A 24,578-nucleotide genomic window follows, 5' to 3' on the forward strand; every position below is an offset into this window, starting at 1 on the left:
TGCGCCGTCGTCACAGCGAGACCTCCCGCCTGCGCAGGCCGTACAGCAGGACGCCGCCGATCGCGACGGTCAGCACGAACTGGATCATCGCCAGCATCGAGCCGTAGCCGAGTTGGCTGTCGCTGCCGAACGCGGACTGGAACATGTACAACCCCAGGGTCTTGGTGCCGAAGTTGCCCGCGGTCAGCACCATGATCAGCGCGTACTCGCCCAGCGTCGCCATGGCGGTGAGGAAGACGTTCACGGTGGTGGCCGGGGCCAGCAGCGGCCACGTCACATGCCGGAACACCCGGAACCGCCCCGCGCCGTCCATCGCCGCGGCCTCGTACACCGAGCGCGGGATGTTCCGCAGTCCCGCGATGTAGATGAGCATCGAGTAGCCGGAGAACATCCAGACGTTCACCGTCATCACCAGCCACAGCGCCAGTGAACTCGACCCGAGGAACGCGGAGTCGACGCCGAACAGGCCGTGCACGACCTTCTCCACCGGTCCCGAGTACGGGTCGAGCATGAGGGAGAAGACCGCGCCGACCACGGTGACGGAGAAGATCTGCGGCATGAAGATCAGCGCGCGGTAGAAGGTCAGGGAGCGGCCCGGCCGATTGAGCAGCAGGGCCAGTCCCAGCCCGATCGCGTTCTGGAGCACGGTCACGCCGATCACGTAGATCAGCGTGACCCGTACGGCGGCCCACAGTTGAGTGGACAGCGACGTGAACGCCGCGTCGTAGTTGCACAGTCCGCAGAAGTTGAGCGGCGTGCCCGGGAGCCCGGAGTACCTGGTGAAGGAGTATCCGATGGTGGCCAGGGACGGGTAGAGCCCGAACAGCAGCCAGCCCGCTCCCGGAATCGCGATGCTGGCCCAGGGAATGAACCGCCGCGTCCGTTGGGTTCCGAAGGGACAGCGTGCCACGCCGCGCCTCCTTTCTCGTGGTGCCTGAAGGTGCCTGGGAGGCGGTGGTCAGTTGCCGACCGACTTGCGGTACGCGCTCGCCGAGCGGCTGAGGATCGTGTCGGCGCCGTCACCGCCGATCGGCGTCATCTTGGAGAAGTCGGGACCGCCCGCGTCCACAGGCGCGCCCGCGGGCACCCACGGGTTGCTGAGCTGCTGGAAGGCGTCGTCCATATGGGCGTTCTGCCAGTCCATCCACGGCAGTCCGGTGTTCTTCAGCGCGGGCTGGGTGGAGATGGAACCGGTCTTGGTCAGCCACTCCTTGTAGTTCTCCGGGTCGGAGAACATCGTCAGCCACTCCATGGCCAGGTCCTTGTGCTTGCCCGTCGTCGGGACCATCCAGGTCAGGTCGGGCTTGAGCATGAGGCGGTTGGCCGCCGGGGTGTCGGTGCCGGGCATGGTGAAGAACCCGAGGTTGAGGGTGGGGTTGGCCTTCTGGATGAGCGCGCCGTCCCACGAACCGTCCAGCAGGAACGGGTAGTCGTCGGACTTCGCGGCCCAGACGCCGGGCGCGGTGAGCTGCGCGACACCGGCCGCGTTGGGCTCGATGTACTTCATGACCTTCTCGTAGCGGCCTGCCGCGTCCTTGTAGACCTGGTCGGTCCAGGACTGCGTGCCCTTCCAGAACGCGTCGGCCCGCTCACTCGACACCTTGACCGAGTCCGTGGCCGGGCGGCCCTGCATGAGCGTCTGGTTCACCGAGCCCTGCCACACCCCGCCCTGCATGTTGTCCTTCGCGGCCACGAAGATCGGGGTCTTGCCCGCCTTCTTCAGCGTCTCGCAGTCGTCGAGGAACTCCTGGAAGGTGGTGGGCACGCTCATGTGGTACTTGTCGAGGAGGTCCTTCTTGTACCAGATCGACCCGGCGGCGGCGTACTGCGCGGCCATGACGCCGTAGACCTTCCCGTTCCGCCCGACCGCGGCGGCCTGGGCCGTCGCGTCGTAGTTCTTCATGAACGGCTGCGCCGACAGGTCGGTCATCTGCCCGGCGTCGATGAGCGCGGCGGCGCCCGCGGGCTTGAGGCTGGTGTAGCTGGGCGCGAAGCCCGCCTGGGTCGGCGCGGAAAGGGCCAGTACGTCAACGGACTTGGACTGGAGCAGGCTGTTCCAGAGCTGCTGCCAGGCGCCGTTGTTGTTCGGCGCCTGCTGGAGCTTGACCTTCACGCCCGGATGGGCCTTCTCGAACTTGGCGTTGAGGTCCTGCGTGAACTCGATCGCGCCCGGGTTGGTCCACTCGGCGACGGTCAGCGTGGTGGTGGCGCCGCCGCTGTCGGACGAGGAGGAGCCGCAGCCGGTGAGCGCGGCCGACACGCAGGCGGTCGCCGCCAGCAGCGTGACGAAGGTACGGGGTCGCATGAGGGTGGGGCTCCTTCGTTTCGAGTGGGGTGCGAGATGCGGTGCGAGTGGGGTGCGAGATGCGGTGAGTTCGGTGCGAGATGCGGTGCGAGGGTCGGTGCCGGGCAGGTGGGTGCGCGTCAGGGGCGCTGGAGCGCGCCGTCGGCCCGCCGCGGCGGCTTCCACGCCTGGCCGGGCTCCGCCGTGGCCTTGGGCGGGTACTTCAGCGCCAGCCGCTCGTCGAGGTCGACGCCGAGACCGGGCGCGTCGCTCGGCCACAGGTGGCCGTCGCGGATCTCGGGGCAGCCGGGGAAGACCTCCCGCGCGGCCTGGCCGAACAGGTGCTGTTCCTGGATGCCGAAGTTGGGGGCGGCCAGGTCGAGGGCGAGGTTGGCGGCGTGCCCGACCGGCGAGACGTCGCCGGGTCCGTGCCAGGCGGTGCGCACGCCGAACATCTCGCAGGCGGCGGCGAGCCGCCAGGCCGGGGTGATGCCGCCGATCGCCGACACGTGGACCCGGATGAAGTCGCACAGCCGCTCCATGACGACCGGGCGGTACTCGGCGGGGTTGGCGAACAGCTCGCCGATCGCGATCGGGGTCACCGAGCGGCCGCGCAGGACGCGCAGCCACTCGATGTCCTCGGGCGCGACCGGGTCCTCCAGATAGAACAGGTCGTACGGTTCCAGGTCCGCCGCGATCCGTACGGCGTCGGTGGGGTGCACCCGCTCGTGCACGTCGTGGATCAGCTCGACCTGGGAGCCCGCGTGCTCCCGCAGGTGCTCGAAGAGGCCGCGTACCGTACGCCGATAGGCCGCCGGGTCCCAGGCGTTGGGGGTCAGCGCCCTGGCGGCGCCCGCCGTGGCCGCGGCGGCCGGCGCCCCGTAGGTGCCCGCGCCGGGCACGGCGACCTGGCAGCGGACGTGCCCGTACCCGTCGGCCATCAGGGCCAGCACCTCGTCGGTGACCTCCGCCGCGTCCCGTCCCGCGGCGTGCGCGTACACCGGGACCGCGGTGCGGCAGCGCCCGCCGAGGAGCTGCCACACCGGAAGTCCCGCCTGCTTGCCCTTGATGTCCCACAGGGCCATGTCCACGCCGGACAGCGCGTTGTTGAGCACGGGACCCGACCGCCAGTAGCCGCTGACGTGCAGGGTCGACGCGATGTCCGTGATGTCCGCCGGGTCGCGGCCGATGAGCTGCGGCGCCAGGTACTCGTCGACCGCCGTGGCGACCGCCTTCGCCCGCTGCGTGAAGGTCGCGCAGCCGAGTCCGTACAGGCCGGGCTCGCTGGTGTCGACCCGCACCACGACGAGCGTGGTGCCCGCGGGCGCGGTCAGGATCGTCCTGACCCCGGTGATACGGACTCCGGACGGCTGTGCCCACGGTGGCTCTGCGGGCACGGACTCCTCGACGGGTCCGGCGGAATCGGCGGCGTGGTCGGTCACGGGAGGGTGCTCCTGGTTCTGTGCGAAGAGGCGTTACGGAGTACGGGTGACGGTCAACCGCCGATGCCCCAGCGGGTGTCCACGCGACCGCCGGTGAACTGGGCGCCGGTGCCCCAGAACGGCGCGAAGTTGTAGCAGCCCGACGTGGGCGGCTCCGCGACGGTCGTCCAGTACGTGGCTCCGTGACCGCCGGTTCCCGCGTCCGTCACCTGGAAGGCGAAGGACATCGGGGTGACGGCGCCGGGCTGCGCGTTCTTCACCGCGGCTGCCACCTCGGGGAGTTGACTCCACGCGAGCGCGACCTCGTACCTGGTCACCTTGTTGACGTCGTCCCGCGACACCAGCACCCGGCCCTCGGTGCCGCTGTCCGTCGTCGCGTCCATCGGGCCAAGCGGCGTCGGGAGCGCCGCGTTGGTCGGGTAGTACGTCTGGTAGTTGGTGCCGGGCGCGAGCTGGCGGTGCAGTTCGGGGACGCCTCCGGTGGCGAGCGTGACGACGTACAGGTGGGAGAGCGACCGCAGGCACTTCTCGTAGTGCGCGTCCCCGACCAGCAGATCCTCGGTCTTGTGCGCGACGGCGTCGAAGCCGAGCTGGATGCTGTCCGCCTTGAACGGGAAGAGGTACTCGTTCGCCGCGAAGGGCACGTTGGAGAGCTGGACGTCGTCCTCGATCAGCGCCCTGAAGTACAGGAAGCTGTCGTCCCAGGCGGCCTGGAGGCTGTACGTCCTGGTGTCACCGGCCGTGCCGGTGCTGGTCATCGTCACCGGGACGACGTCGTTCCACTGACTGGCGCTTGCGCCGACGGTGATCTGACGGAACGGCAGATACGCGAGCTGCACCTTCCGCGTCCCGGTCTGGTGCACCTGCGCCGAGCCGCGCGGCACCGTGATGTCGTAGCCGATCTCGTACTGGTTCGCGGAGTTGGCCGTGAACGACGTCACGGGGAAGGTCAGCGTCTTCGACTGGCCGGGCTTGAGGCTGATCCACGGCGAGACCGACAGCGACGTCTGCCAGCCGGACGGCGGGGTGATCAGCACCTTCGCGTTCTGCGTCTGCGGCGAGACGTTCTCCACCAGGACGTCAATGGTGCTGCTCGCGCCCAGCGGCCTGGTGAAGGACGGGACCTCGACCTTCAGCGGGGTGTCGTAGTCGAAGCCGGCGCCCGTGGTCAGCACCGACTTCAGCGCCTCGGGGCTCAGATCGCTGTCGAAGTAGAGGACTTCCCACGGCTTGACCTGGAGCGTGACGGACGACGAACCGCCGTCGGCGAGCCGGCGGCCGAGGTAGTCGTAGACCCGGACGCCCTGCGCGCCGTTGAGGGTGACGGTGCCCTTGTAGCCGGCACTCTGGTCCTCCATCGTGCCGTCGTAGAGCTGGTCGGCGTAGACGGCGGCGCGGCCCCTGCCGTCGGCGCCGCGGAACAGGAAGCCCCACGTCGACTTGGCGTTCGGGTACAACTCCTCTTCCAGCGTGGCGTCTTCGAGCAGGCTCGTCATGGTCGCGTAGGCGACGACGGCGGGCTTCGGGGACTTCGTGGCGATGTCGTAGATGTTGAACTCGACGCCGGAGTAGGTCTTGTCGTAGGACAGCGAGAACCAGAAGATCCGGATCGGCGAGTCCTCCTCGGCGCCCGCGAGCATGTGCAGCAGGTACGTCGGCGCCACCGTGCGGGCCACGCCGTACCCGGCCTGTCCGGCCGGCAGATGGGTGAAGTTGGCGTCGGCGTTGCCCAGTTCGGTCTGCCACTGCCCGGCGCGGCCGTGCGTACGCGACCAGAGGCGGTCCATCGTGACCTGCGTCTTGGTCATCGCGTACTGCGTCGCGTCCGGGTAGCCGTAGGCGTGGTTCACGGAGCCGTCGATGTAGCCGGTGTCCTTGGAGCCCCGCGCGTACACGATGTCGCGGTTGTACGTGACGGAGCCGCCGCCGATCAGATTCACGTCGGGGAACTCGGGCTTCACCCGGTCCCAGATCAGCTTGCACATGTCGCGGTAGTCCTGGGCGTCACCGGTCATCCAGGCCCAGCCGTGCACCCACGGCTCGTTCCACACCTCCCAGTTGGGGACCAGGTCCTGGAGCGGCGCGATGCAGTGGTAGACCATCTCGGCGTGCGCGACCAGGTCCTTGGGCCGGTTCTGATACGTCTTCACCGGTTTGCCGTCCGGGCCGGGCTGCACATTCCACGACATGTTGTAGTTGATGCCGGCGAGGGCCTCGATGCCGTGGGCGTGCCAGTCGGCGATCTCGGCCCGCGCCGCGTCGATCTGCGGCTGCTGCCAGAAGACACCGGGGGACGGGCAGACGGTGTCCGGCTGCACGGCGTCGATGCCCCGGCACCACTTGACGCCGATGCGCTGGGCGATCTGACGGGTGATGGCGGTAGTCGACTCCGAGCGGATGCCCAACCCGAACGCCGAGTTCGGCCTGCGGCCCGCCACGGTCGGCCGGATCACGCCCAACCCGAGCGTCTGCGCGAGCAGTTGGCTACCGGACGCGGTGGTGACGGTGGCCGTGACGGCGTAGTGGTCGGGATCGTACGAGCCCAGCGGGATCGTGGTGGTGGTCTGCGTACCGGCCGGGGCGGTGAACGCGGTGGTGCCGCTGTTCAGCGGCGCCCCGGCGCGGGCGGCGATCGACCAGGTGACCGAACCGCTCAGCGCCGTGGTGGGGTTGAAGACCACGAGCAGGTCGGGGGCGGCCTTCGCCGTACCGGTGACCGGGTAGAGGCCGGTCGGGTCGGAGAATCCGAAGGCGACCACGGGCAGTGCGGCGGCTGCCGCCGTGCCCTCGGGCGCCGCGGCCCGCGCGCTCGGCGCCAGGCCCCAGTCCATGGCGCTCGCGGCGGCGGCGCCCGCGACGGCGGCTGCTCCGTAGCCCACGACCTTGCGCCGGGAGACCTCCGCGGGGGTGACCGCGGCCGAGGTCGGCGCTGCCGGGGTGGTGCGGTCGGATCTGGCGTGGCTGTCTGTCACGGTCGGTCCTCTCCAGGGTTCAGCGCGGGGATTGTTCGGGTGCCACCGGCCGGATGACGCAGAGGCCGGAGGGCGGGACGGCGATCGGGGTGAGTCCGGGGCCGAGCGTGCGCGGGCCCGAGGCGAGGGGTCTGCCGCAGGCGTCGAAGACGTCCAGCCGGACGCGGAGCCCGAGCCCGGCGACGCCAGGAACTTCGACGCCAGGAGCTTCGACGTCCGGAGCTTCGATGCCCGGAGCTTCGATGTCCGGGTCCGCCACGCCCGGCCGCTCGACGGCGGGGTCCTCGATGTCCAGGACCACGCGCGACCCGGCGGTGGAGTTCACCAGGGCGACGTCGGTGAACTCCGCCAACCGGATCGGGACGACGTGGTGTTCGGCGTAGCAGGCGATGACGGCACGCCGGCCCAGGGCGGCCACCACCGTCTGGTGGAGCTGGTCGGGGCGCCCGGCGCGGATCTCGCCCCGGCTGAGGACATCGGCGTACGTCCGCCGGAAGCCGAGCCAGAAGGCGGTCATCGCGCGGTGCTCCGCACTCTGTCCGGCCAGTGCGACGGAGATCTGCGGTGCCGAGAACAGCGCGGAGTGCAGTTGTCGGGCCGCCGCCTCCGCCGGTGCGGCCGGGTCCCACATCAGCATGTCCGAGTGGACCGCCGCCGATCCGGCGAGGACCGCGGTGTCCAGCGTGCGGACCCGGTTGGCGGTGGCGTCCGCCGGGCAGTCGGCGGCCCGGAGCATGTTGCCGAAGCGCCGCATGCCGGGGCCGGTGTAGGGCTGTCGCAGCTCGATCAGCAGCTCGTCGCCGCGCAGTTCGCGCAGCCGCTCGCGCAGTTCGGTGAGCAACAGCCCTATGCCCAGGCCCACATCGGTGACGTCCGCGGCGGCGAGGTCGGCGGTCGCCTCCGCGGTGACGCCCCGACCGGCGTCCTTACCGGTGCCGGTGCCGCCGCAGGTGCCAGGTCCGGCGGCGGTACCAGGTCTGGCACCGGTACGAGGTCCGGCGGCGGTGGCGGCACCGGTACCGGCGTCTGTGGAGGCACCACGGCCCGCACCGGTGCCGTCATCGCGGCCGGTCCTGACGTTCTCAGCCGCGGCGTTCTCAGCTCCGGCGTTCGCTTCGGCGGCGATCGCTTCGGCGGCCCGCCCGTCGGCGACATAGACTTCGGCCGCGTGATCCATGGCCGCGTCCTCCTCAGCCGCGTACGCCATCGCGAAGTCCAGGAAGTCGATCTTGAGTCCGTCCAGGCCGTGGCGCCGGACGAGGTCGACGCAGGAGTCGACGGCGAACCGCCGGGCCGCCGGGCGGCGCGGGTCGAGGACCCGGCAGCCGAGCCGCGTCACCTTGTGCGGCGCGACCTCCGCCAACTCCTCGTACGCCGGGGTGCGTTCGCCGACCAGCAGGGGCGCGATCCAGGCCATGTACCGCAGGTCCAGGCCCTGCACGGTCTTCACGTGCGCGGCGAAGTCCGGGAATTTGGCCGGGTCCGGGGTCCACTGGCCGCTGCCGGAGTAGCCGGGGCCGTCCGCGTGCAACTGCCAGCCGTCGTCCAACAGCAGCACCCCGCAGCCCATTTCGGCGGCGAGCACGGCCTCGGCCTCGACGCCCGCCGCGGTCAGCTCGCGGTGCATCGAGTACCAGGTCGAGTACGCGGGGGCGCGGGCCGCGTCGGGTACGGGCAGCGGCTCGGCGTCCGCGAGACCGCCGGTCACCTCCCGTACGGCGTCGGCCCACGGGCGGCCCGGGGCCTGGACGCGGATACGACAGGTCTCGCCCGCCGCGAGGTCCATGGAGAGCCACACCCCGAAGCGGGCCGACTCCTCGCCGACGCCGAATCTGACCCGGGTGGTGGCCACGATCCGGTCGGACGCGAAGGCCAGCAGCGCGCGGGCCGCCGTGTCGTACAGGCAGCCCAGCGGCGCGGAGTCCACCAGGCCGACGGTGCGCCAGGGGCTGGCCCAGTCCGCCACCAGGTGCCGGTCCCAACCCGCCCCCGGATGCCAGTACCCCGCCGCGTCGCCGAGTGGAACGTCCAGCCGCAGTACGGCCGTTGTGGCCGTGTCGGCGCGCAGTTCGAGCACGTCGGCGTCCACCGGACGCCCGGCGTCCCCGTCCTCACCGGCCATGCGGCCGCCCGCGGGCCCGACGCTCAGCCGCGCGCCGTCCGTCAGCAGGCTGACCGCGGCGCCCCGCACACGCAGCGTGTCGCGTGCGGCCCACAACTGCGCCGGACTGGCGAAGTCGGCCATCACCGCTCCTTTCCGAGGTGGGGAAACATGTCTGACCAGCTGAGACAACGTTGCCTGACGAGACAAACGGCGTTCCCCCAGGGGGTTGGAGGGGATCGCGACGCCCGCGCCACGGCTCCGGCCGCGCGCGCACACCGACAGATGGCACCTTCATGCCTGGTCAGATACGTCCTGACTGCTGTCGGCACATCAACCACCGCATACCGGAAGGAGAACCGGGGCAGCAGGTCCGACCCGGCCGCCCTCCGCTGGCGGTCGTGCTGAACCCTAGCCACCTGAGACAACGTTGCCTAGAGTTTGCGCGCGAGTGACAGAGAAATCCTGCGCAGAGATCCGGAGAGCGACCGTGTCACAAACCGTTTACCTGCCCGCCCCGGAAATCCTCGTCCCCGGCAGGGCCGTGGTCGGCGAGGGTCCCGTCGTGGACCACCGCACCGGCGAACTGGTCTGGGTGGACATCCCGTCGGGCGCGCTGTGGCGCGCCGCGCTCACCGGCCGGGGAACGGCGTACGAGGCGGCCCGTATCGGCATGAGCCTCGGCGCGGTCGCGGTACGGGACCGCGGCGGGTACGTGGCGGCGGTGGGCGCGGGGTTCGGGGTGATCGGCGAGAGCGGAGGGGCCGCGGGGGACGCAGAGGGCGCGGGCCTGACCGTCGTACACCCCGAACTGCCGGAGTCCGAGCGGCGGATGAACGACGCCAAGTGCGATGCGGCGGGCCGCTTCTGGGCCGGGAGCACGACGCTGGGATTCCCCGCGGGCGGCGGCGCGCTGCACTGCTGGGACCCGGCCGGGCGGGCCGGCCCCTCGGGCGCGGCGGGCGCGGACGGCACGTACGGCGCGGACGGCACCTACGGCACGTACGGCTCCGTGCGTACGGTCCTGCGCGGCCTCACCCTGCCCAACGGGCTCGGCTGGAGCCCGGACGGCACCCGGTTCTACCTGGCCGACAGCGTCCGGCGGGTGGTGTACGAGGCGCCCTTCGACGTCGCCGAAGGACACCTCGGGCCGCTGCGCGAACTGCTGCGGTTCGACGACCGCGACGGCATGCCGGACGGCCTGTGCGTGGACGCGGACGGCTGCCTGTGGATCGCCGTCTGGGGCGCGGGCGAGGTACGCCGCTACCACCCGCGCGGCGGCTGTCTCGCGGTCCTGCGGATGCCCGTGTCGCAGCCGTCCTCCTGCGCGTTCGGGCCGGACGGCACGCTCTACGTCACCTCGGCGGCCGAGGGAATCCGGCCGGGCGCCGAGCCGTCGGCCGGCTCCGTCTTCGCGCTGCCGGGCACGCGCTACGGCGGGGTTCCGGTGGGGACGTTCACGGGGTGAGCGTGCGGAGGGAGATACGGCGGGCCGGCGGCGGGAACGCGACCGGGACCGTGGGTCGGGGCCTGAACAGGACCGACGGCGCCCCGGTTCGGTCCCGCGCGGGACCCGGCGGCCCCGCGCCCGTCACCGTCCGGCGCCCGGCCGCGCCACGCCGTGCTCGACCAGGGTGGTGGGGATGACCACCGTCTGGGGCCGCGACTTGTCCCCCGCGATCCGCCTGAAGAGCAGTTCCGCGCCGATCCGGCCGATGGCGCGGGCGTCGTAGGACACCACGGTCAGCGGGTGGGCCATCAGCGCGGCGGTCTCGAAGTCGTCGAAGCCCACTACTTCAACCGCGCCGCCCGCGCTGCCCGCGCTGCCCGCACCGACCGCACCGACCGCACCGACCGCACCCGCCTCGCCGCCGAGCCGGTTCAGCGCGCTGAGCACGCCGAGCGTGAGCCGGTTGTTCAGCGCGAACAGCGCGGTCGGCGGCTGCGGCCCGGTGAGCATCCGCTCGACGGCGGCCTCGGTGTCCCGCACGGTGTGCAGGCCGTATCTGATCAGGTCGGGGCGGTACGGCACCCCGGCCCGCTCCAGCGCGGTCTCGGCGGCCGACAGCCGCTCGACCATGGGGTGGATGCTCAGCCAGTCAGAGACCACGCCGATCCGCTCGTGGCCGCGGGCCGTCAGATGCTCGATCGCGGACCGCGCGCCCGCCGCGTTGTCGATGAGCACGGTGTCCGCGCGCAGGTTGGTGGGCGGCCGGTCGAGGAACACCGCGGGGGTGCCCATGTCGATCTCCGCGCGCAGGTAGACGTGGTCGGCGGTGTTGCCGGCCGGTACGACCAGCAGCCCGTCGACGCGTCGCTCGCACATCTGCAACAACAGTCGCCGTTCCCGCTCGGCGTCCTCCTCGGAACTCGCGGTGATCAGCAGGGTGTCGTTCTCCAGGGCGCACTGCGCCGCGGCGGCGGCGATGCCCGCGTAGAACGGGTTGGCCAGATCCTCGATGAGCAGGCCGACCGTGGCCGAGGTGGACTGCGTGCGCAGGTCCCTGGCCATGTTGTTGCGGCGGAAACCGAGCCGCACCACGGCGGCCCTGACCCGCTCGGCCATCTCCGGATCGACGGTGGACACGCCGTTGACCACACGCGAGACCGTTTTGAGACTGACGTCGGCCTCCCGGGCGACGTCGGTCATCGTCGGCCGCCGTGGAGCCGCGCTCGGGCTCGGTGTACTCACGTGCTGCTCCCCTCGGCGACACGGCGCCGAGGGGAGGCCAACGTTGTCTCACACTCGGGTCATTCCGCACCGGGGTCGCCGAAATCACCCTACGCCATCGGCCGCCGCCTCCCGTTGCGTCAGACCGAACCCGAGCGTGAAGCGGCCCGGTACGGCGGCCAGGTGGTGCCGTGGCTGCAACGCGTGTCCGCAGGAGGCGCTGCCGAGGCCGTGGTGTTCGAGGTCGACATTGAGGTGGATACGGCCGTCGGGCCTGAGGTCGGCGGTGTGCCGGGCCGCCGCCAGGTCCGCGGTGGACCAGGGCCGCGCGGTCAGGTCGAACCAGGGGCTGCCGGTGATCTCCAGACCGGGCTCCGCGCAGTCGCCTTCGGGACCGGTGAGGCGGGCCCAGCGCACATGGCGCCGGTTGCCGTTCTCCTGCGGGTACACGTACGGCGTCTGCGCCTCGGCGACCGTGGTCGCGTACCTCCCGACGCGGACGGCCTCCTCGCTGTCCCGGTAGGACTCGCCGGGACCGAGGCCGAACCAGCTCAGCCGGTCGAGCGCCGCCGGGAGGGTCAGCGCGACGCCGAGCCGGGGCAGCGGTACGTCCCAGGTGCCGACGGGCCGGGTGTCGACGGTGAGCACGAGCCGGTCTCCGGGCGCGGTGGTCCAGTGGTAGTCCGCCAGCATCGCGAGGTCCAGGCCCGCCGGGGCGATCCTGGTCCGCACCGTGAGGCTCGCCTCGCCCGCCGAGATGTCCAGCACCTTGTGCCGGAGCCGGTGGAGGCCGCTGCGGTGCCAGGCCGCGAGCAGCGGCGACCGGCCGTCGTTGTCGATCGGGGCCCGCCACAGGTCGACGCGGGGGCCTTCGAGTGCCAGGTCACCGAGGCGGCGCAGCCGTCCGTCGGCGGCGTCGAACCGTCCGGCGCCGAGGGTGATCGTGCCGCGGCGGCGCGCCTGGGGGGTGGTCGTGGGGGAAGTCCCGACCGTCGATCCCGTCGGTCCCGTCGTCAGCGTGGTCGCGCCGTCGCCGTCCGGGGCGAACTGGGACCAGGCGACGGTGTGCCCGGCCCCGGCCCACGACTCGTCCCCGCCGAGCCGCGCGCTGAGAGTCACCCAGCGCTCCCCCGGTCCCGCCGCGGCGAGCGCCTTGGCCAGGCTGTCGGGCCAGTCCGCGCGGCGGGTGGCGCCGGGGCCGGTCACCGGGATCTCCCACGCGCCCTCCCCCGCCTGCTCGCCGTCGACTTCGAGCAGCCAGACCCAGCGCAGATAGCCGGTGTCCCGCGTGTGGTGCAGATTGCGGATCTCGACGCCGCCGCCGTCGCGGCGGGCGGTGATCCTGACCGGCTCGATGACCTTCGCGTACTCCAGGAGTCCGGGAGAGGGGGTGCGGTCGGGGAAGACCAGGCCGTCGGCGACGAAGTTGCCGTCGTGGACGGGCTCGCCGAAGTCGCCTCCGTAGGCGTAGAACAGCGTGCCCTCGTCGTCGCGCTGGGCGACGCCGTGGTCGATCCACTCCCAGACGAAGCCGCCCGCCAGCCGGGGGCTGCTCTCGAACAGCTCCTGGTACTGGCGCAGTCCGCCCGGTCCGTTGCCCATCGCGTGGGCGTACTCGCACAGCAGGAACGGCATCGCGCGCCTGCGGGCGTCGTTGGCCGGGTCGCCGGTGAGCGGTTCCTGGCGCGCGGCGACCGCCGCCACGAACGCGTAGTCGGGGTACATCACCGAGTACACGTCGGTGTAGGCGCAGTCGTCCCAGTCGCCCTCGTAGTGGATCAGCCGGTCCGGGTCGCGGTCGCGGATCCACTCGGCCATGGCCGCGAGATTCGCGCCGACGCCGGACTCGTTGCCGAGCGACCACATCACGACGCTGGGGTGGTTCTTGTCGCGCTCGACCATCCGCGCGGCCCGGTCGAGCAGCGCGGGGCGCCACTCGGGCTCGTCGGAGGGGTTGCGGCGCCAGCCGTTCTCCGAGAAGCCGTGGGTCTCCAGGTCGCACTCGTCGACCACCCACAGGCCGTGTTCGTCGCAGAGGTCGAGGAAGGCGGCGGCGGGCGGATAGTGGCTGGTCCGCACGGCGTTGATGTTGTGCCGCTTCATCAGCAGCACGTCGGCGAGCATCGTCTCGCGGGTCAGCGCGCGGCCTCGGACCGGGTCCCATTCGTGCCGGTTGACCCCGCGGAAGACGAGCGGCCTGCCGTTGGCGGTGACGACCCCGTCCTCGACCCCGACCCGGCGGAAGCCGATACGCAGCGGGACGCGTTCGGTGGCCGTGACGAGTTCGCCCGCGTACAGCCGGGGCTGTTCGTCGCTCCAGGGGGTGACGCCCGGCAGGGTGTGCGGACCGGCGGGATCGGCGTCGGTGATGCCGAGTTCGGGAACGCTCAGGCGCGCGTCGCCCGCGCCGTCGACGTCGACCCGCAGGGTGCCGGTGCCGGATTGGTGGTCGTAGTCGGCGTGCACGAAGAAGTCGGCGATGCCGCCGGCCGGCCGGACCAGCAGCCGTACCGGGCGGAAGACGCCCGACAGCCACCACATGTCCTGGTCTTCCAAGTAGCTTGCGGACGACCACTGGTGGACCCGTACGGCCAGCACGTTGCGGCCGGTCCGCAGGGTGTCGGTGACGTCGAACTCGGTGGGCAGCCGGCTGCCCTTCCCGTCGCCGAGCGGCCGGCCGTTGAGCCAGACCGCGAACGCGGAGTCGACGCCCTCGAAGCGGAGCACCGCGGTGCCGCCGTCGGCGAAGCCCTCCGCGACGTCGAACTCCCTGCGGTACTCGCCCGTCGGGTTCTCGTCGGGCACGCGCGGCGGGTCGACGGGGATCGGGAAGGTGACGTTGGTGTACGCGGGTGTGCCGAAGCGGCCGGGTCCTGGAACGCCGTCCATCTGCCAGGACGAGGGCACGGGAATGGTCGTCCACTCGGCGGCGTCGAACTCCGGGGCCTCGAACCCCACGGTCACGTCGTGGAGTCCGTCGCCGAGCCGGAAGTTCCAGTCGCCGTCCAGGTCGAGGGCGGGTGCGTCGGAGTCGAACGACGCGCGGGGCCGCATCCGGCCGTTGCCGGGCGATACGTCCTCGACGTAGGCGCAGGCGTCCGGGCTTTCGCTCCGGTTCTGGGCGTGGTCCATCGGTGCGACCGGTCCTTTCCGGGGGTCTGGGGCTCTGGGGGGTCTGGAGCACTGGGGCTTCGGAGGCTCTGGGGGTTCGGAGCCCTGGGGCGTACCCGTTGAGGTGTACGAGTCGGGGCTGGCGCAGGGCAGGCTTACGCGCGGCGGCGGGCTCTCAACCGGCCGCGCGCGGCGGCGCCGTGGACGCGCGGACCTTGAGCGTGCTGGGCATGACGTTCTCGCGCTGGGCCGGCGGGCGGCCGTCCAGCAGGTCGAGCAGGATCTGCGCGGCGCGCCGGCCCACGTCGACGCTGTGCAGGTTGACGCTGGTCAGCGTCGGGTCGACGAGGTCGGCGGCCTCGGTGTCGTCGAAGCCCGCCACGGACACGTCGGCGGGCAGGGCGTGTCCGTGCTCGCGCAGCCAGCGCACCGCGCCCAGGGCCATGCCGTCGTTGAAGGCGAAGATCGCGGTGGGGGGCTCCGGGTGGGCCATGAGCCGTTCGGCCGCCGCGTAGCCGGACGCGGCGGTGAAGTCGCCGTGCTCCATGAGGTCGTCGGGGACGGCGCGGTGCGCGTCGGCCAGGGCGCGGTGCAGCCCGCGCAGCCGGGCGGCCATCGCGAGCCGGTTCTCCCGCGGGCCGTTGACCACGCCGATCCGGCGGTGGCCGAGGGCCAGCAGGTGCTGGGCGACGGCGTAGGCGCCGCCCTCGTCGTCGGGGTGGACGCAGGTGAGGTCCTCGGCGGTGTAGCCGATGACCACGGTGGGGTATCCGGCGGACCGCAGGGCGGGCAGCGACTCCCCGCCGGTTCCGGCCTCGACCAGCAGGCCGTCGACCTGGCGGCGCTGTACGAACCGGCGGTAGGCGGAAGCGGGTTCGTCGGCCACCTCGCGGGTGGAGAGCAGCAACCCGTAGCCGCGCGAGGTCAGTTCCTGGTCGGCGCCCTGCACCAGGCGGATCAAGTGGTCGTTGGAGAAGGCGAATCCGGGGTTGTGCGGGAGGACGACGCCGATGACCTCGGTACGGCCGCTGGCCAGGGCGCGGGCGCCGGCGCTCGGCCGGTAGTCGAGCGTCCGCATGGCGACCAGCACCCGGTCGCGTACGGCGTCGGTGACCGTACGGTCGCCGTTGATCACCCGGGAGACCGTCTGGTGGGAGACACCCGCCTCGGCCGCGACGGTACGCAGGGTCGGCCGGTCCGACACGCGGCATCCTCGATTCTTCAGTGACCGTTCTTCAGTGACTGTCTTCCAGTGACCGTTCACATGACGCGTCACTCATCGTAGAACCGATCGCCGCCGAGCGGAAGAGGCATTTGCCATTGACGCCCGGTGCGGCGAGACCTAGCTTTACCTCCCGTCAAGTGAACGGTCACTCGTGTACCGCCAGACCGGCTCGAAGGTGTCGGCCCCACGACGGAGGACCCCGAACATGAGCGAGCAGGAACCCGCAGACAATCCCCCCGCACCCCGTCACACCCCGCGCGCCACCGGCGCGGTCTCCCGCCGGCGGATGCTGGCCTACGGCAGGAACGCCGCGATCGTCGCCGGAGCCGCCGTGGCGCTTCCGGCCGCTGTCACCGCCGCCGCGCAGGCCGCCGCCCCTTCGGTCGCCGCACCCACCGGCGCGTCAGGACCGCTCGCCGCGCCCCCGGTGGCCACGGCGATCCCGACCAACACCCTGCCGAACGTGGTCACTTCCTGGACCGGGAACACCTTCTCCGGGGCCACCGAGTGGGTGCAGGACTTCGTCTTCAACATCGCCGTCGCCAAGGACGGCACCGTCTACACCGTCAGCTTCTGGGACGAGGGCGGGAACTACGCCGGTATCTACAAGGACGGCCATCTCATCGGGAACTGCCACGGCGCGAACGGCGACGCGGTGGCGGTCAACGACTCGTACGTCTATCTCAGCGTCGGCAACGGCCTGACGCGCTTCGGCCTGACCGGCACCGCCACCTCGCTGACCTACGCCGTGGGCAGCTCGCCCGCCGCCGCGGCGGCCTCGGCGACGCAGGTGGTGGCCACCGACCGGGCGGCCAACCTCGTCAAGGTCTTCGACGCCGCCAGCGGGTCGCTGCTGCGCAGTTGGAGCGTCAACAAGCCCGGCGCGGTGGCGATCGGCGCCAACGGCGAGATCTGGGTGGTCGCGAATGTCACGCGCGACGCCAACGACGGCCACTTCTGGCACGCCGACCCCGCGCACCCGGCGCAGATCCTGCACTTCTCCAACACCGGCGCTGCGCTGGCCGGAACGATCAGCGGCCCCTCCGCCGACTGGCTGCCCACCTCGCTCGCCGTCGACGTCCACGGCGACCTCCTCGTCGGCGACAACGGCCCGCTGCGCCAAGTGCACACGTACACCGGCCTGTCCGGTACGCCCACCCGGGCCCGCAGCCTCGGCCAGGCGGGCGGCATCGGCGCGGGGACACCGGGCCGGGTCACCGCGGACAAGTTCTTCGGCATCGTCGGCGTCGGCGGCGACTCCGCGGGCAACGTCTATGTCGCGATGTACGAATTCGGCACGTGGCTGCGGAAGTTCACCGCGGCCGGAGCCGTGGTGTGGCAGCTCCAGGGCAGCGCCTTCGTCGACTCCGCCGACTTCGACCCGGCGTCCGACGGCGTCGAGGTCTACACCAAGCAGAACCACTACACCGTCAACTACACGCGGCAGCCCGGCACCGACGCGACCTGGCGCGGCTACACCCTCGACTCGGTCAACTACCCGCAGGACGCCCGGCTGTTCCTGCCCGGCCATCACCACCACGCCACATCGCCCTTCCTGAAGCGGCTCAACGGGCAGATGTACATGTACGTGACGGGCATGTACTGCGGCCACCTGCTCATCTACCGGTTCCAGGGCGAGATCGCGAAGCCGTCGGGGGCCATCTTCAAGGCGCACTGGTCGGGCGCCGATCCGGGCGACGACCCCAACTGGCCGCCGAACCAGCCCGCCTCGGGGCAGTGGATCTGGCGCGACCTGAGCGGCAACGGCGCCTTCGAGGCCGGGGAGTTCATCCAGCCGGGCGACGGCAGCAACTCCCCCGGCAACTGCTGGGTCTGGTACGTCGACGACCGGGGCGACATCTGGGAGGGCGGCGACCGCGACCTGCGCCGCTACCCGTTGCAGGGCTTCGACGCGCAGGGCAACCCGGTCTACACGTACGCGAGCCGGGAGACGATCGCGCTGCCCGCGCCGTTCAGCGTCGTCCGCCGCCTGCACTACGACGTGGCCACCGACGTGATGTACATGGTCGGCTACACCCCTGACCAGGTCTTCGACAACGCCCACTGGAAGGAGTGCGGCAAGGTCCTGGTGCGCTACGACAAGTGGAGCACCGGCAACCGCACCCCGGCCTGGACGCTGCTGCTGCCCTGGGACACCGCCGCCAGCCCGATCGTGACCATGGTGAGTCTGGCCTTCGCGGGCGACTACGTCTTCGTCTCCGGTATCGCGACGCGCGGGCAGATCTGGGTGTGGAAGGCCGCCGACGCCAGCCCGGTCGGGACCTGGCAGCCCGGCGCCGACGTCGGCGGTGTGGAACGTACGGGGTGGGTCGACGTGCCGTACGGCATCACCGCGACCCGCAGGTCCAACGGCGACTATCTGGTCCAGGTCGAGGACGACCTGTTCAACAAGGTGCTGCTGTACCGCTGGACGCCGTGAGCGGCGCTGACGTGCGCGGGCGGGCCGCACCGCCCGCGCACGTCAGCACACACATGCCGAAGTGAAGTCGACGAGCCGCGCAGGCAGGGAGTCTCCGTGACGGACGTACAACGGGTGCGGGTGGTCGCACCCGACGGGATCGAGCTGGACACCGTCGTGCACCGGCCCGCGTCAGGGCCCGGAGCGGACGGCTCTCGTGGCACGGTCCTCCTGGTGCACGGCATCTGCGCGGATCTGGACGAGGGCGGAGCGTTCATGCGGCTCGCCCAGCGGCTGGCCCGGCTGGTGCTGTGGAATCCGGTGCTCGACCTGCGGCGGACCTTCCTCGAACCCGAACTGCCCTGGGGAGTGGCGAACTTCGGCCCGGGACCCGTGAAGGGCCTCGCCGAGCACGGGGAGCTGCTGATCGGCGGCCGGTTCGCCCTGGGCCGGGTGCTGTTCGCGGAACTGGCGGCCCACCGGCCGGTCGACGCCTTCACCGCGGGCGGCCCGCCCGCGCTCGTCCTGCACGGCGACCGCGACGACTGCGTCTCCTTCGACATCGCCCGTGACGTCGCGGCGACGCTCCCGCACTGGGAATTCCGCCCGCTGCCCGGCGCGGGCCACGGTTTCCACTCCCCCGAACACGAGTCCGAGGCGATCTCCGTGACCGCGCGGTGGCTCGCGCGCGGCATGACAGCCCAGGGGGGCACCGCATGACCCGCCCGACACGAGACCTGCCGTACCGTACGGCGCTGATCGGCGCGGGCAGCATCGCCGACGACGCCCATCTCCCCGCGATCCGGGCGCTGTCCGGGCGACTCGACCTGGTGGCGGTCGCGGACTCCGACCCGGCGCGAGCCAGGGACTTCGCGGCGCGGCACGGCATCGCGCGCGGTTACGAGGACCCGGTGGAAATGCTGGCCGTCGAGCGTCCCGACCTGGTGGTGATCTGCTCCCCGTCGTTCACCCACACCGATCTGACGGTGGCCGCGCTGGAGGCGGGCGCCTGGGTCTACTGCGAGAAGCCGCTGTGCGGTTCGCTGGCCGACCACGACCGGATTCTGGCCGCGGAGCGCGCGACCGGCCGCTTTTGCGCGCCGGTCTTCCAGTGGCGCGCGGGGTCGGGCGCCGCGCACGTACGCGGTCTGCTGCGCGACGGTGTGCTCGGGCCGCCGCTGCTGGCGCTGTGCCAGACCACCTGGTACCGGGGCGCGGACTACTACGCGGCGCCGTGGCGCGGTCGGCGCGCCACCGAACTGGGCGGTGCCACCGTCACGCAGGGCATCCACGCCATGGACCTGATGCTGTGGCTGATGCCCGACTGGGCGCAGGTGAGCGCGCGGATCGCGACGGTCGACCGGGACATCGAGACGGAGGACGTGTCCCTCGCCCATGTCGCGTTCGCCTCCGGCGCGCAGGCGTCGATCGTGAACAGCGTCGTGTCGGCGCGCCAGGAGTCGTACCTGCGGATCGACTGCGCGCGGGCCAGTACGGAGCTGCGCCACCTGTACGCGTACGGCAACGAGCACTGGACCTTCACCCCCGCGCCCGACCGGCCGCCGGCCACGCCCGGCTGGGACACCATCGGCGCCGAGGTGCCCGCGCACCAGGCGCCGCAGCTCGCGGACCTGGTCGCGCGGATGCGGCGGGGCGAGCCGCCCGAGCACACGGCGGCCGACGCGCGCCGCACCACCGAATTCGTCACCGCCCTCTACAAGTCGGCCGCCACCGGCCGCCCGGTCCCCCGGGGCTCGATCGGCGCGGACGACCCCTTCCACCGGTCCTGGTGGGGCGCCCCGCTCCCCTCCTGACGGCTCCCGAGCCCGCCGGCGACGGCCGGGAGAGACGGCGAAAGATCCGCGCGTCCCTCCCGGCCGTCACCGCGTCACGCAGCCGTCGGCCGGAGCGTCACAGCTCCGCGCGCACCGTACGGGCCGCCGCCACCAGATTCTCCAGCGACGCCTTCGTCTCGGGCCAGCCGCGGGTCTTCAGGCCGCAGTCGGGGTTGACCCACAGCCGCTCGGCGGGGATGGCGAGCAGGCCCTTGCGCAGCAGCGAGGCCGCCTCCCGCGCGTCGGGCACGCGCGGCGAGTGGATGTCGTACACGCCGGGTCCCGCCTCGCGCGGGTAGCCGTGCCCGGCCAGTTCGGTGGCGACCTGCATGTGGGAGCGGGCGGCCTCCAGGCTGATGACGTCGGCGTCGAGGTCGTCGATGGCCTGGACGATGTCGCCGAACTCGGCGTAGCACATGTGGGTGTGGATCTGGGTGCCGGGAGCGACGGCGCCGGTGGTGAGCCGGAACGCCTCGGTGGCCCAGTCCAGGTACGCGGGCCGGTCGGCGGCGCGCAGCGGCAGGGTCTCGCGGAGCGCGGGCTCGTCCACCTGGATCACGGCGGCGCCCGCTGCTTCGAGGTCGGTGACCTCGTCCCGCAGGGCGAGGGCGACCTGTCGCGCGGTGTCGCCGAGCGGCTGGTCGTCGCGGACGAAGGACCAGGCCAGCATGGTGACGGGACCGGTGAGCATGCCCTTGACCGGGCGGTCGGTGAGCGACTGGGCGTACGACGTCCAGCGCACCGTCATCGGCTCCGGCCGGGAGATGTCCCCGGCCAGGACCGGCGGGCGCACGTACCGGGTGCCGTAGGACTGCACCCAGCCGTGCCGGGTGGCGAGGTAGCCGGTGAGCTGCTCGGCGAAGTACTGCACCATGTCGTTGCGTTCGGGTTCGCCGTGTACGAGCACGTCGAGGCCGGTCTTCTCCTGGAAGGAGATGACCTCGCCGATCTCGGCCCTGATCCGCTCCTCGTACCCCGCGGTGTCGATCCGGCCGCTCCGCAGGTCGGCGCGGGCGGCGCGCAGTTCGTCGGTCTGCGGGAACGAGCCGATGGTGGTGGTCGGCAGCAGCGGCAGGCCGAGCCGGGCCCGCTGGGCGGCGGCGCGCTCGGTGTACGGCTGCGAGCGGCGGCCGTCGGCGTCGGTGACGGCCGCGCTCCTGGCGCGTACGGCCGGGTCGCGGGTGATCGGGGAAGCGGCGCGGGAGGCGAGGGCGGCGCGGTTGGCGGCGATCTCGGCGGCGATGGTGTCGGTGCCCCCGGCCAGGCCCTTGGCGAGCGTCACGATCTCGGCGGTCTTCTGCGCGGCGAAGGCGAGCCAGCGCAGGATCCGCGGGTCGATGTCCCGCTCCGGCGCGGTGTCGAGCGGGACGTGCAGCAGCGAGCAGGACGCGGCGACGTCGACCCGGTCGGCGAAGCCGAGGAGGGTGGCGAGGGTGGCCAGCGACTTCTCGTAGTCGTTGATCCAGATGTTGCGGCCGTTGACAACGCCCGCGACGAGCCGCTTGCCCGGCAGTCCGCCGACGGCGGCGAGGTCGTCCAGATTCGCGGCGGCGGCGTCGGTGAAGTCCATCGCCAGGCCCTCGACCGGGGCCTTGGCCAGGACGGGCAGCGCCTCGCCGAGCCGGTCGAAGTACGAGGCGACCAGCAGCTTCGGCCGGTCGGTGAGGCCGCCGAGGTCGCGGTAGGCGCGGGCGGCGGCGTTCAGTTCGGCCGGGGTGCGGTCCTGGACGAGCGCGGGCTCGTCGAGCTGCGCCCAGGTGGCGCCCGCGGCGCGCAGGTCGGCGAGGACTTCCGCGTAGACGGGCAGCAGCCGGTCGAGCAGCGTCAGCGGCTCGAAGTCGGCGGCGACGCCGGGGGCGGGCTTGGCGAGCAGCAGGTACGTGACCGGGCCGACCAGGACGGGCCGGGCGGTGTGGCCGAGCGCGGCGGCCTCCTTGAACTCGGCGACCTGCTGGGCGGATTCGGCGGTGAAGACGGTGTCGGGGCCCAGTTCGGGGACGAGGTAGTGGTAGTTCGTGTCGAACCACTTGGTCATCTCCAGCGGCGCCACGTCCTGGGTGCCGCGGGCCATCGCGAAGTAGCCGTCGAGCGGGTCCGCGGTGACGGCGGCCCGGTGCCTCGGGGGGACGGCGCCGACCATGACACTGGTGTCCAGCATGTGGTCGTAGTACGAGAAGTCGCCGGTCGGCACTTCGTGGATGCCCGCTTCGGCCAGCTTCCGCCAGTTCGAGCGGCGCAGGTCCGCCGCGGTCTCCCGGAGGGCGTCGGCGGTGACGCGGCCCTTCCAGTAGCCCTCGACGGCCTTCTTCAGTTCACGGTTCCCGCCCTGACGGGGGTAGCCGTACACGGTGGCCCGTGCTGCCGCGGCTGCGGACTTCGCTGTCACGGAAATCTCCTTCGCGAGATGACTCCTGGCCTCCCGGCGACGGGACGCGAGCGCGAAAGGGAGGTGACAGACCCGACGGACCCACAGTGCCGTGGAAAGGCAGCGGTCCGTCCGATATGCACGCCGACCCGCCCACGAGGTCACCGGGATATCCGTACGCGAACGGTCGCGCACGGGCGACGGGCAGGTCTTCGGACTCGCGGGCACGTCCGCCTGAGGCGGACACCTACTGACCGTCGCTTCCCAGGTCCGGTACGTCGGACCCAGTGCGTATGACGGCGGTCGTTCCCACTCACCGCTGCGGGGCAGTCCCGGATTCCCACCGGGTTCCCTCTTACGACGCGACCGCCTGGCTGACGGACGCGAACCTGTCGCACCGGCCAGGCTAGAGCGCGGACCCCCCTGCGGTCACCTCGGCCCACATTCCGGACCGTGACCTCAGCCGCCGGCGGAGGTCTCCACCGGGTACGGCACGAAGGTGCGGCGGTCGGGGTCGACGGAGAGGCGGCCGCCGGCCGGGGGGCGGGCGCGTTGGGCGCAGTCGCGGCGTTCGCAACTGCGGCAGCCCAGGCCGATCGGGGTGGCGGCGCGGGGGTCGTCGAGGGCGACGCCCTCGGCGTAGACGAGGCGGTGGGCGTGCCGCAGTTCGCAGCCGAGGGCGACGGCGAATTCGGCGCGGGGCGCGCGGTGGCCCGCGCCGCCTCGGGTGACGGTGCGGGCGACCCAGAAGTAGCGCTTGCCGTCGGGCATTTCGGCGACCTGGGTGAGGACGCGGCCCGGCGCGGAGAAGGCCGCGTAGACCGTCCACAGCGGGCAGGTGCCGCCGAAGCGGGAGAAGTGGAAGTCGGTGGCGGACTGGCGTTTGGAGACGTTCCCCGCCCGGTCCACCCGCAGGAAGGAGAAGGGGACGCCGCGCGCGCCGGAGCGTTGCAGGGTGCTGAGGCGGTGGCAGACGGTCTCGAAGCCGACGCCGAAGCGGGCTTGGAGCAGTTCGATGTCGTACCGCAATTCCTCGGCGGCGCTCCGGAACGCGGTGTACGGCATCAGCAGGGCGCCCGCGAAGTAGTTGGCGAGGCCGATCCTCACCAGGTCGGCGGACCGGGCGGAGGTCAGGGCGGCGGAGCCGACCAGGGTGTCGAGCAGCGGGCGGTGCTCCAACAGGGCGATCTGCGTGGCGAGTTGGAAGGCCCGGCGGCCGTCGGTCAGCCAGGGCGACAGGAACAGCAGGCCGTGCGCGGGGTCAAAGCGGCGTACGTCGGCGGACCGTTCGGGGGCGGCCTCGACCACGGTGACGCGGTGGCGCTCGGCCAAGTGCCGCCGCAGGACGTCGGCGGCCGTACGCGCCGAGTCGAGACCCCAGGCCCGCGCCGCGTCCTCGGCTGCGCTGTCGAGCTGTTCGAAGTGGTTGTGGTGGGCGTAGAAGAAGTCCCTGACCTCGTCGTGCGGTTCGGCGGGCGGCAGGGTGCTGAGCGGGGCCGGGGCGCCGGACGCGCCGGTGTCGGCGGAGGCCAGCGCCGCCACCTGCTCCGCGGCGTCCCGGTAGCGGTGGTGCAGGGCGACCAGGGCGCGGGCGACCTCGGGGTGGTCGCGGACGATCTCGGCGACCTCGTCGGCAGGGACGGACACGCCGGTGGCCTCGTCGCCGAGCGCGGTCCGCAGGTCCGTGCCGAGCCGCTCCTGCGCGGCCTCGGAGAAGAACTCCGGATCCACGCCCAGCACCTCGGCGATGCGCAGCAGCACCGGGGCGGTCAGCGGGCGCTGGCTGTGCTCGATCTGGTTGAGATAGCTGGTCGAGATGCCGAGGGCGCGGGCCAGTTCGACCTGGTTCATACCGCGCTCGGCCCGCAGCCTGCGCAGCTTGGCGTGTGCGTAGATCTTCCGTACCGCCATGCTCGCCCCGTGCCTCTCCGCCGCTTCCGTGTGCCCTCCGAAGGCGTGTCGCACGCGCCCGGCACCTGCGAAGCTATCATCCGCAAAATTCGCAGAATTCGCAGATCCGCAGGACACGACGGTACGGATTCCGCAGCGTGGAGCCGTCGCACCGCGCCGCGCGAGGGGGAATGCTCGACTCGTGACGGTGCGTACGTCGCGCGAGGAGCGGGGCGGAGCCTCGGCGCGTACGGGCATCGGCG

The 24,578-nt window shown here is 72.1% G+C and carries 14 protein-coding genes and 1 riboswitch; of the genes, 4 read left to right on the plus strand and 10 right to left on the minus strand.

Features of this window, described 5'->3' with window-relative positions; translation table 11 throughout:
- Nucleotides 1-10: 10 nt before the first annotated feature.
- From BGM09_RS22800 to BGM09_RS22820, 5 genes are all read right to left on the minus strand, one after another.
- Nucleotides 11-910, minus strand: coding sequence for a carbohydrate ABC transporter permease (locus tag BGM09_RS22800; protein ID WP_188283534.1), 900 nt, complete (start codon nt 908-910; stop codon nt 11-13).
- A gap of 48 nt (nt 911-958) precedes the next feature.
- The gene (locus BGM09_RS22805; protein WP_188283535.1) at nt 959-2,305 is read right to left on the minus strand and encodes an ABC transporter substrate-binding protein; all 1,347 of its coding nucleotides are present in this window, start codon (nt 2,303-2,305) and stop codon (nt 959-961) included.
- Between the two features lie 119 nt (nt 2,306-2,424).
- On the minus strand, nt 2,425-3,726 hold the full coding sequence (locus tag BGM09_RS22810; RefSeq protein ID WP_317452843.1) for an enolase C-terminal domain-like protein: 1,302 nt from the start codon (nt 3,724-3,726) through the stop codon (nt 2,425-2,427).
- Between the two features lie 53 nt (nt 3,727-3,779).
- A complete protein-coding gene (locus BGM09_RS22815) occupies nt 3,780-6,698 on the minus strand; it encodes a hypothetical protein (RefSeq protein WP_188283536.1) in 2,919 nt (972 codons plus the stop codon).
- Between the two features lie 19 nt (nt 6,699-6,717).
- Nucleotides 6,718-8,943: an alpha-galactosidase gene (locus BGM09_RS22820; protein WP_188283537.1), complete on the minus strand. Its 2,226-nt coding sequence runs from the start codon at nt 8,941-8,943 to the stop codon at nt 6,718-6,720.
- A 346-nt stretch (nt 8,944-9,289) separates the two neighbouring features.
- Here BGM09_RS22820 and BGM09_RS22825 point away from each other — a divergent pair, with 346 nt between their 5' ends.
- Entirely contained in the window at nt 9,290-10,267 is a 978-nt protein-coding gene (locus BGM09_RS22825; protein WP_188283538.1) for an SMP-30/gluconolactonase/LRE family protein, read from the plus strand.
- A 123-nt stretch (nt 10,268-10,390) separates the two neighbouring features.
- On the opposite strand, the gene BGM09_RS22830 is transcribed toward BGM09_RS22825, so the two are convergent.
- From BGM09_RS22830 to BGM09_RS22840, 3 genes are all read right to left on the minus strand, one after another.
- On the minus strand, nt 10,391-11,491 hold the full coding sequence (locus BGM09_RS22830; protein ID WP_317452844.1) for a LacI family DNA-binding transcriptional regulator: 1,101 nt from the start codon (nt 11,489-11,491) through the stop codon (nt 10,391-10,393).
- Nucleotides 11,492-11,575: 84 nt separating this feature from the next.
- Complete coding sequence (locus tag BGM09_RS22835) at nt 11,576-14,602, minus strand: glycoside hydrolase family 2 TIM barrel-domain containing protein (RefSeq protein WP_188283539.1); 3,027 nt, start codon at nt 14,600-14,602, stop codon at nt 11,576-11,578.
- A 154-nt stretch (nt 14,603-14,756) separates the two neighbouring features.
- Nucleotides 14,757-15,785, minus strand: coding sequence for a LacI family DNA-binding transcriptional regulator (locus BGM09_RS22840; protein WP_188283540.1), 1,029 nt, complete (start codon nt 15,783-15,785; stop codon nt 14,757-14,759).
- Between the two features lie 226 nt (nt 15,786-16,011).
- Between BGM09_RS22840 and BGM09_RS22845 the strand changes: the two genes are divergently transcribed.
- The 3 genes from BGM09_RS22845 (at nt 16,012) to BGM09_RS22855 (ending at nt 20,039) form a co-directional block, all read left to right on the plus strand.
- Nucleotides 16,012-18,246, plus strand: a complete 2,235-nt coding sequence (locus BGM09_RS22845; protein ID WP_188283541.1) for a hypothetical protein — start codon at nt 16,012-16,014, stop codon at nt 18,244-18,246.
- Nucleotides 18,247-18,342: 96 nt separating this feature from the next.
- On the plus strand, nt 18,343-18,945 hold the full coding sequence (locus BGM09_RS22850; RefSeq protein ID WP_223187451.1) for an alpha/beta hydrolase: 603 nt from the start codon (nt 18,343-18,345) through the stop codon (nt 18,943-18,945).
- The gene (locus BGM09_RS22855) at nt 18,942-20,039 is read left to right on the plus strand and encodes a Gfo/Idh/MocA family protein (RefSeq protein ID WP_188283542.1); all 1,098 of its coding nucleotides are present in this window, start codon (nt 18,942-18,944) and stop codon (nt 20,037-20,039) included. Before BGM09_RS22850 ends, BGM09_RS22855 begins: the two co-directional genes overlap by 4 nt.
- 97 nt (nt 20,040-20,136) lie before the next feature.
- On the opposite strand, the gene metE is transcribed toward BGM09_RS22855, so the two are convergent.
- On the minus strand, nt 20,137-22,446 hold the full coding sequence (metE, locus tag BGM09_RS22860) for a 5-methyltetrahydropteroyltriglutamate--homocysteine S-methyltransferase (protein ID WP_188283543.1): 2,310 nt from the start codon (nt 22,444-22,446) through the stop codon (nt 20,137-20,139).
- Between the two features lie 179 nt (nt 22,447-22,625).
- A riboswitch (cobalamin riboswitch) is annotated at nt 22,626-22,818 on the minus strand.
- Nucleotides 22,819-22,884: 66 nt separating this feature from the next.
- Nucleotides 22,885-24,336, minus strand: a complete 1,452-nt coding sequence (locus BGM09_RS22865) for a short-chain fatty acyl-CoA regulator family protein (RefSeq protein ID WP_188283544.1) — start codon at nt 24,334-24,336, stop codon at nt 22,885-22,887.
- Between the last annotated feature and the right edge of the window lie 242 nt (nt 24,337-24,578).

The sequence above is a fragment of the Streptomyces sp. CBMA29 genome (assembly GCF_014596445.1).
GTDB lineage: Bacteria > Actinomycetota > Actinomycetes > Streptomycetales > Streptomycetaceae > Actinacidiphila.

What these genes read in the sequence shown, in the direction of transcription:
- BGM09_RS22805 (WP_188283535.1), bottom strand. Translation starts at nt 2,305, where the DNA reads ATGCGACCCCGTACCTTCGTCACGCTGCTGGCGGCGACCGCCTGCGTG.
- BGM09_RS22835 (WP_188283539.1), bottom strand. Translation starts at nt 14,602, where the DNA reads ATGGACCACGCCCAGAACCGGAGCGAAAGCCCGGACGCCTGCGCCTAC.
- BGM09_RS22865 (WP_188283544.1), bottom strand. Translation starts at nt 24,336, where the DNA reads ATGGCGGTACGGAAGATCTACGCACACGCCAAGCTGCGCAGGCTGCGG.
- BGM09_RS22820 (WP_188283537.1), bottom strand. Translation starts at nt 8,943, where the DNA reads ATGGCCGACTTCGCCAGTCCGGCGCAGTTGTGGGCCGCACGCGACACG.
- BGM09_RS22855 (WP_188283542.1), top strand. Translation starts at nt 18,942, where the DNA reads ATGACCCGCCCGACACGAGACCTGCCGTACCGTACGGCGCTGATCGGC.
- BGM09_RS22845 (WP_188283541.1), top strand. Translation starts at nt 16,012, where the DNA reads ATGAGCGAGCAGGAACCCGCAGACAATCCCCCCGCACCCCGTCACACC.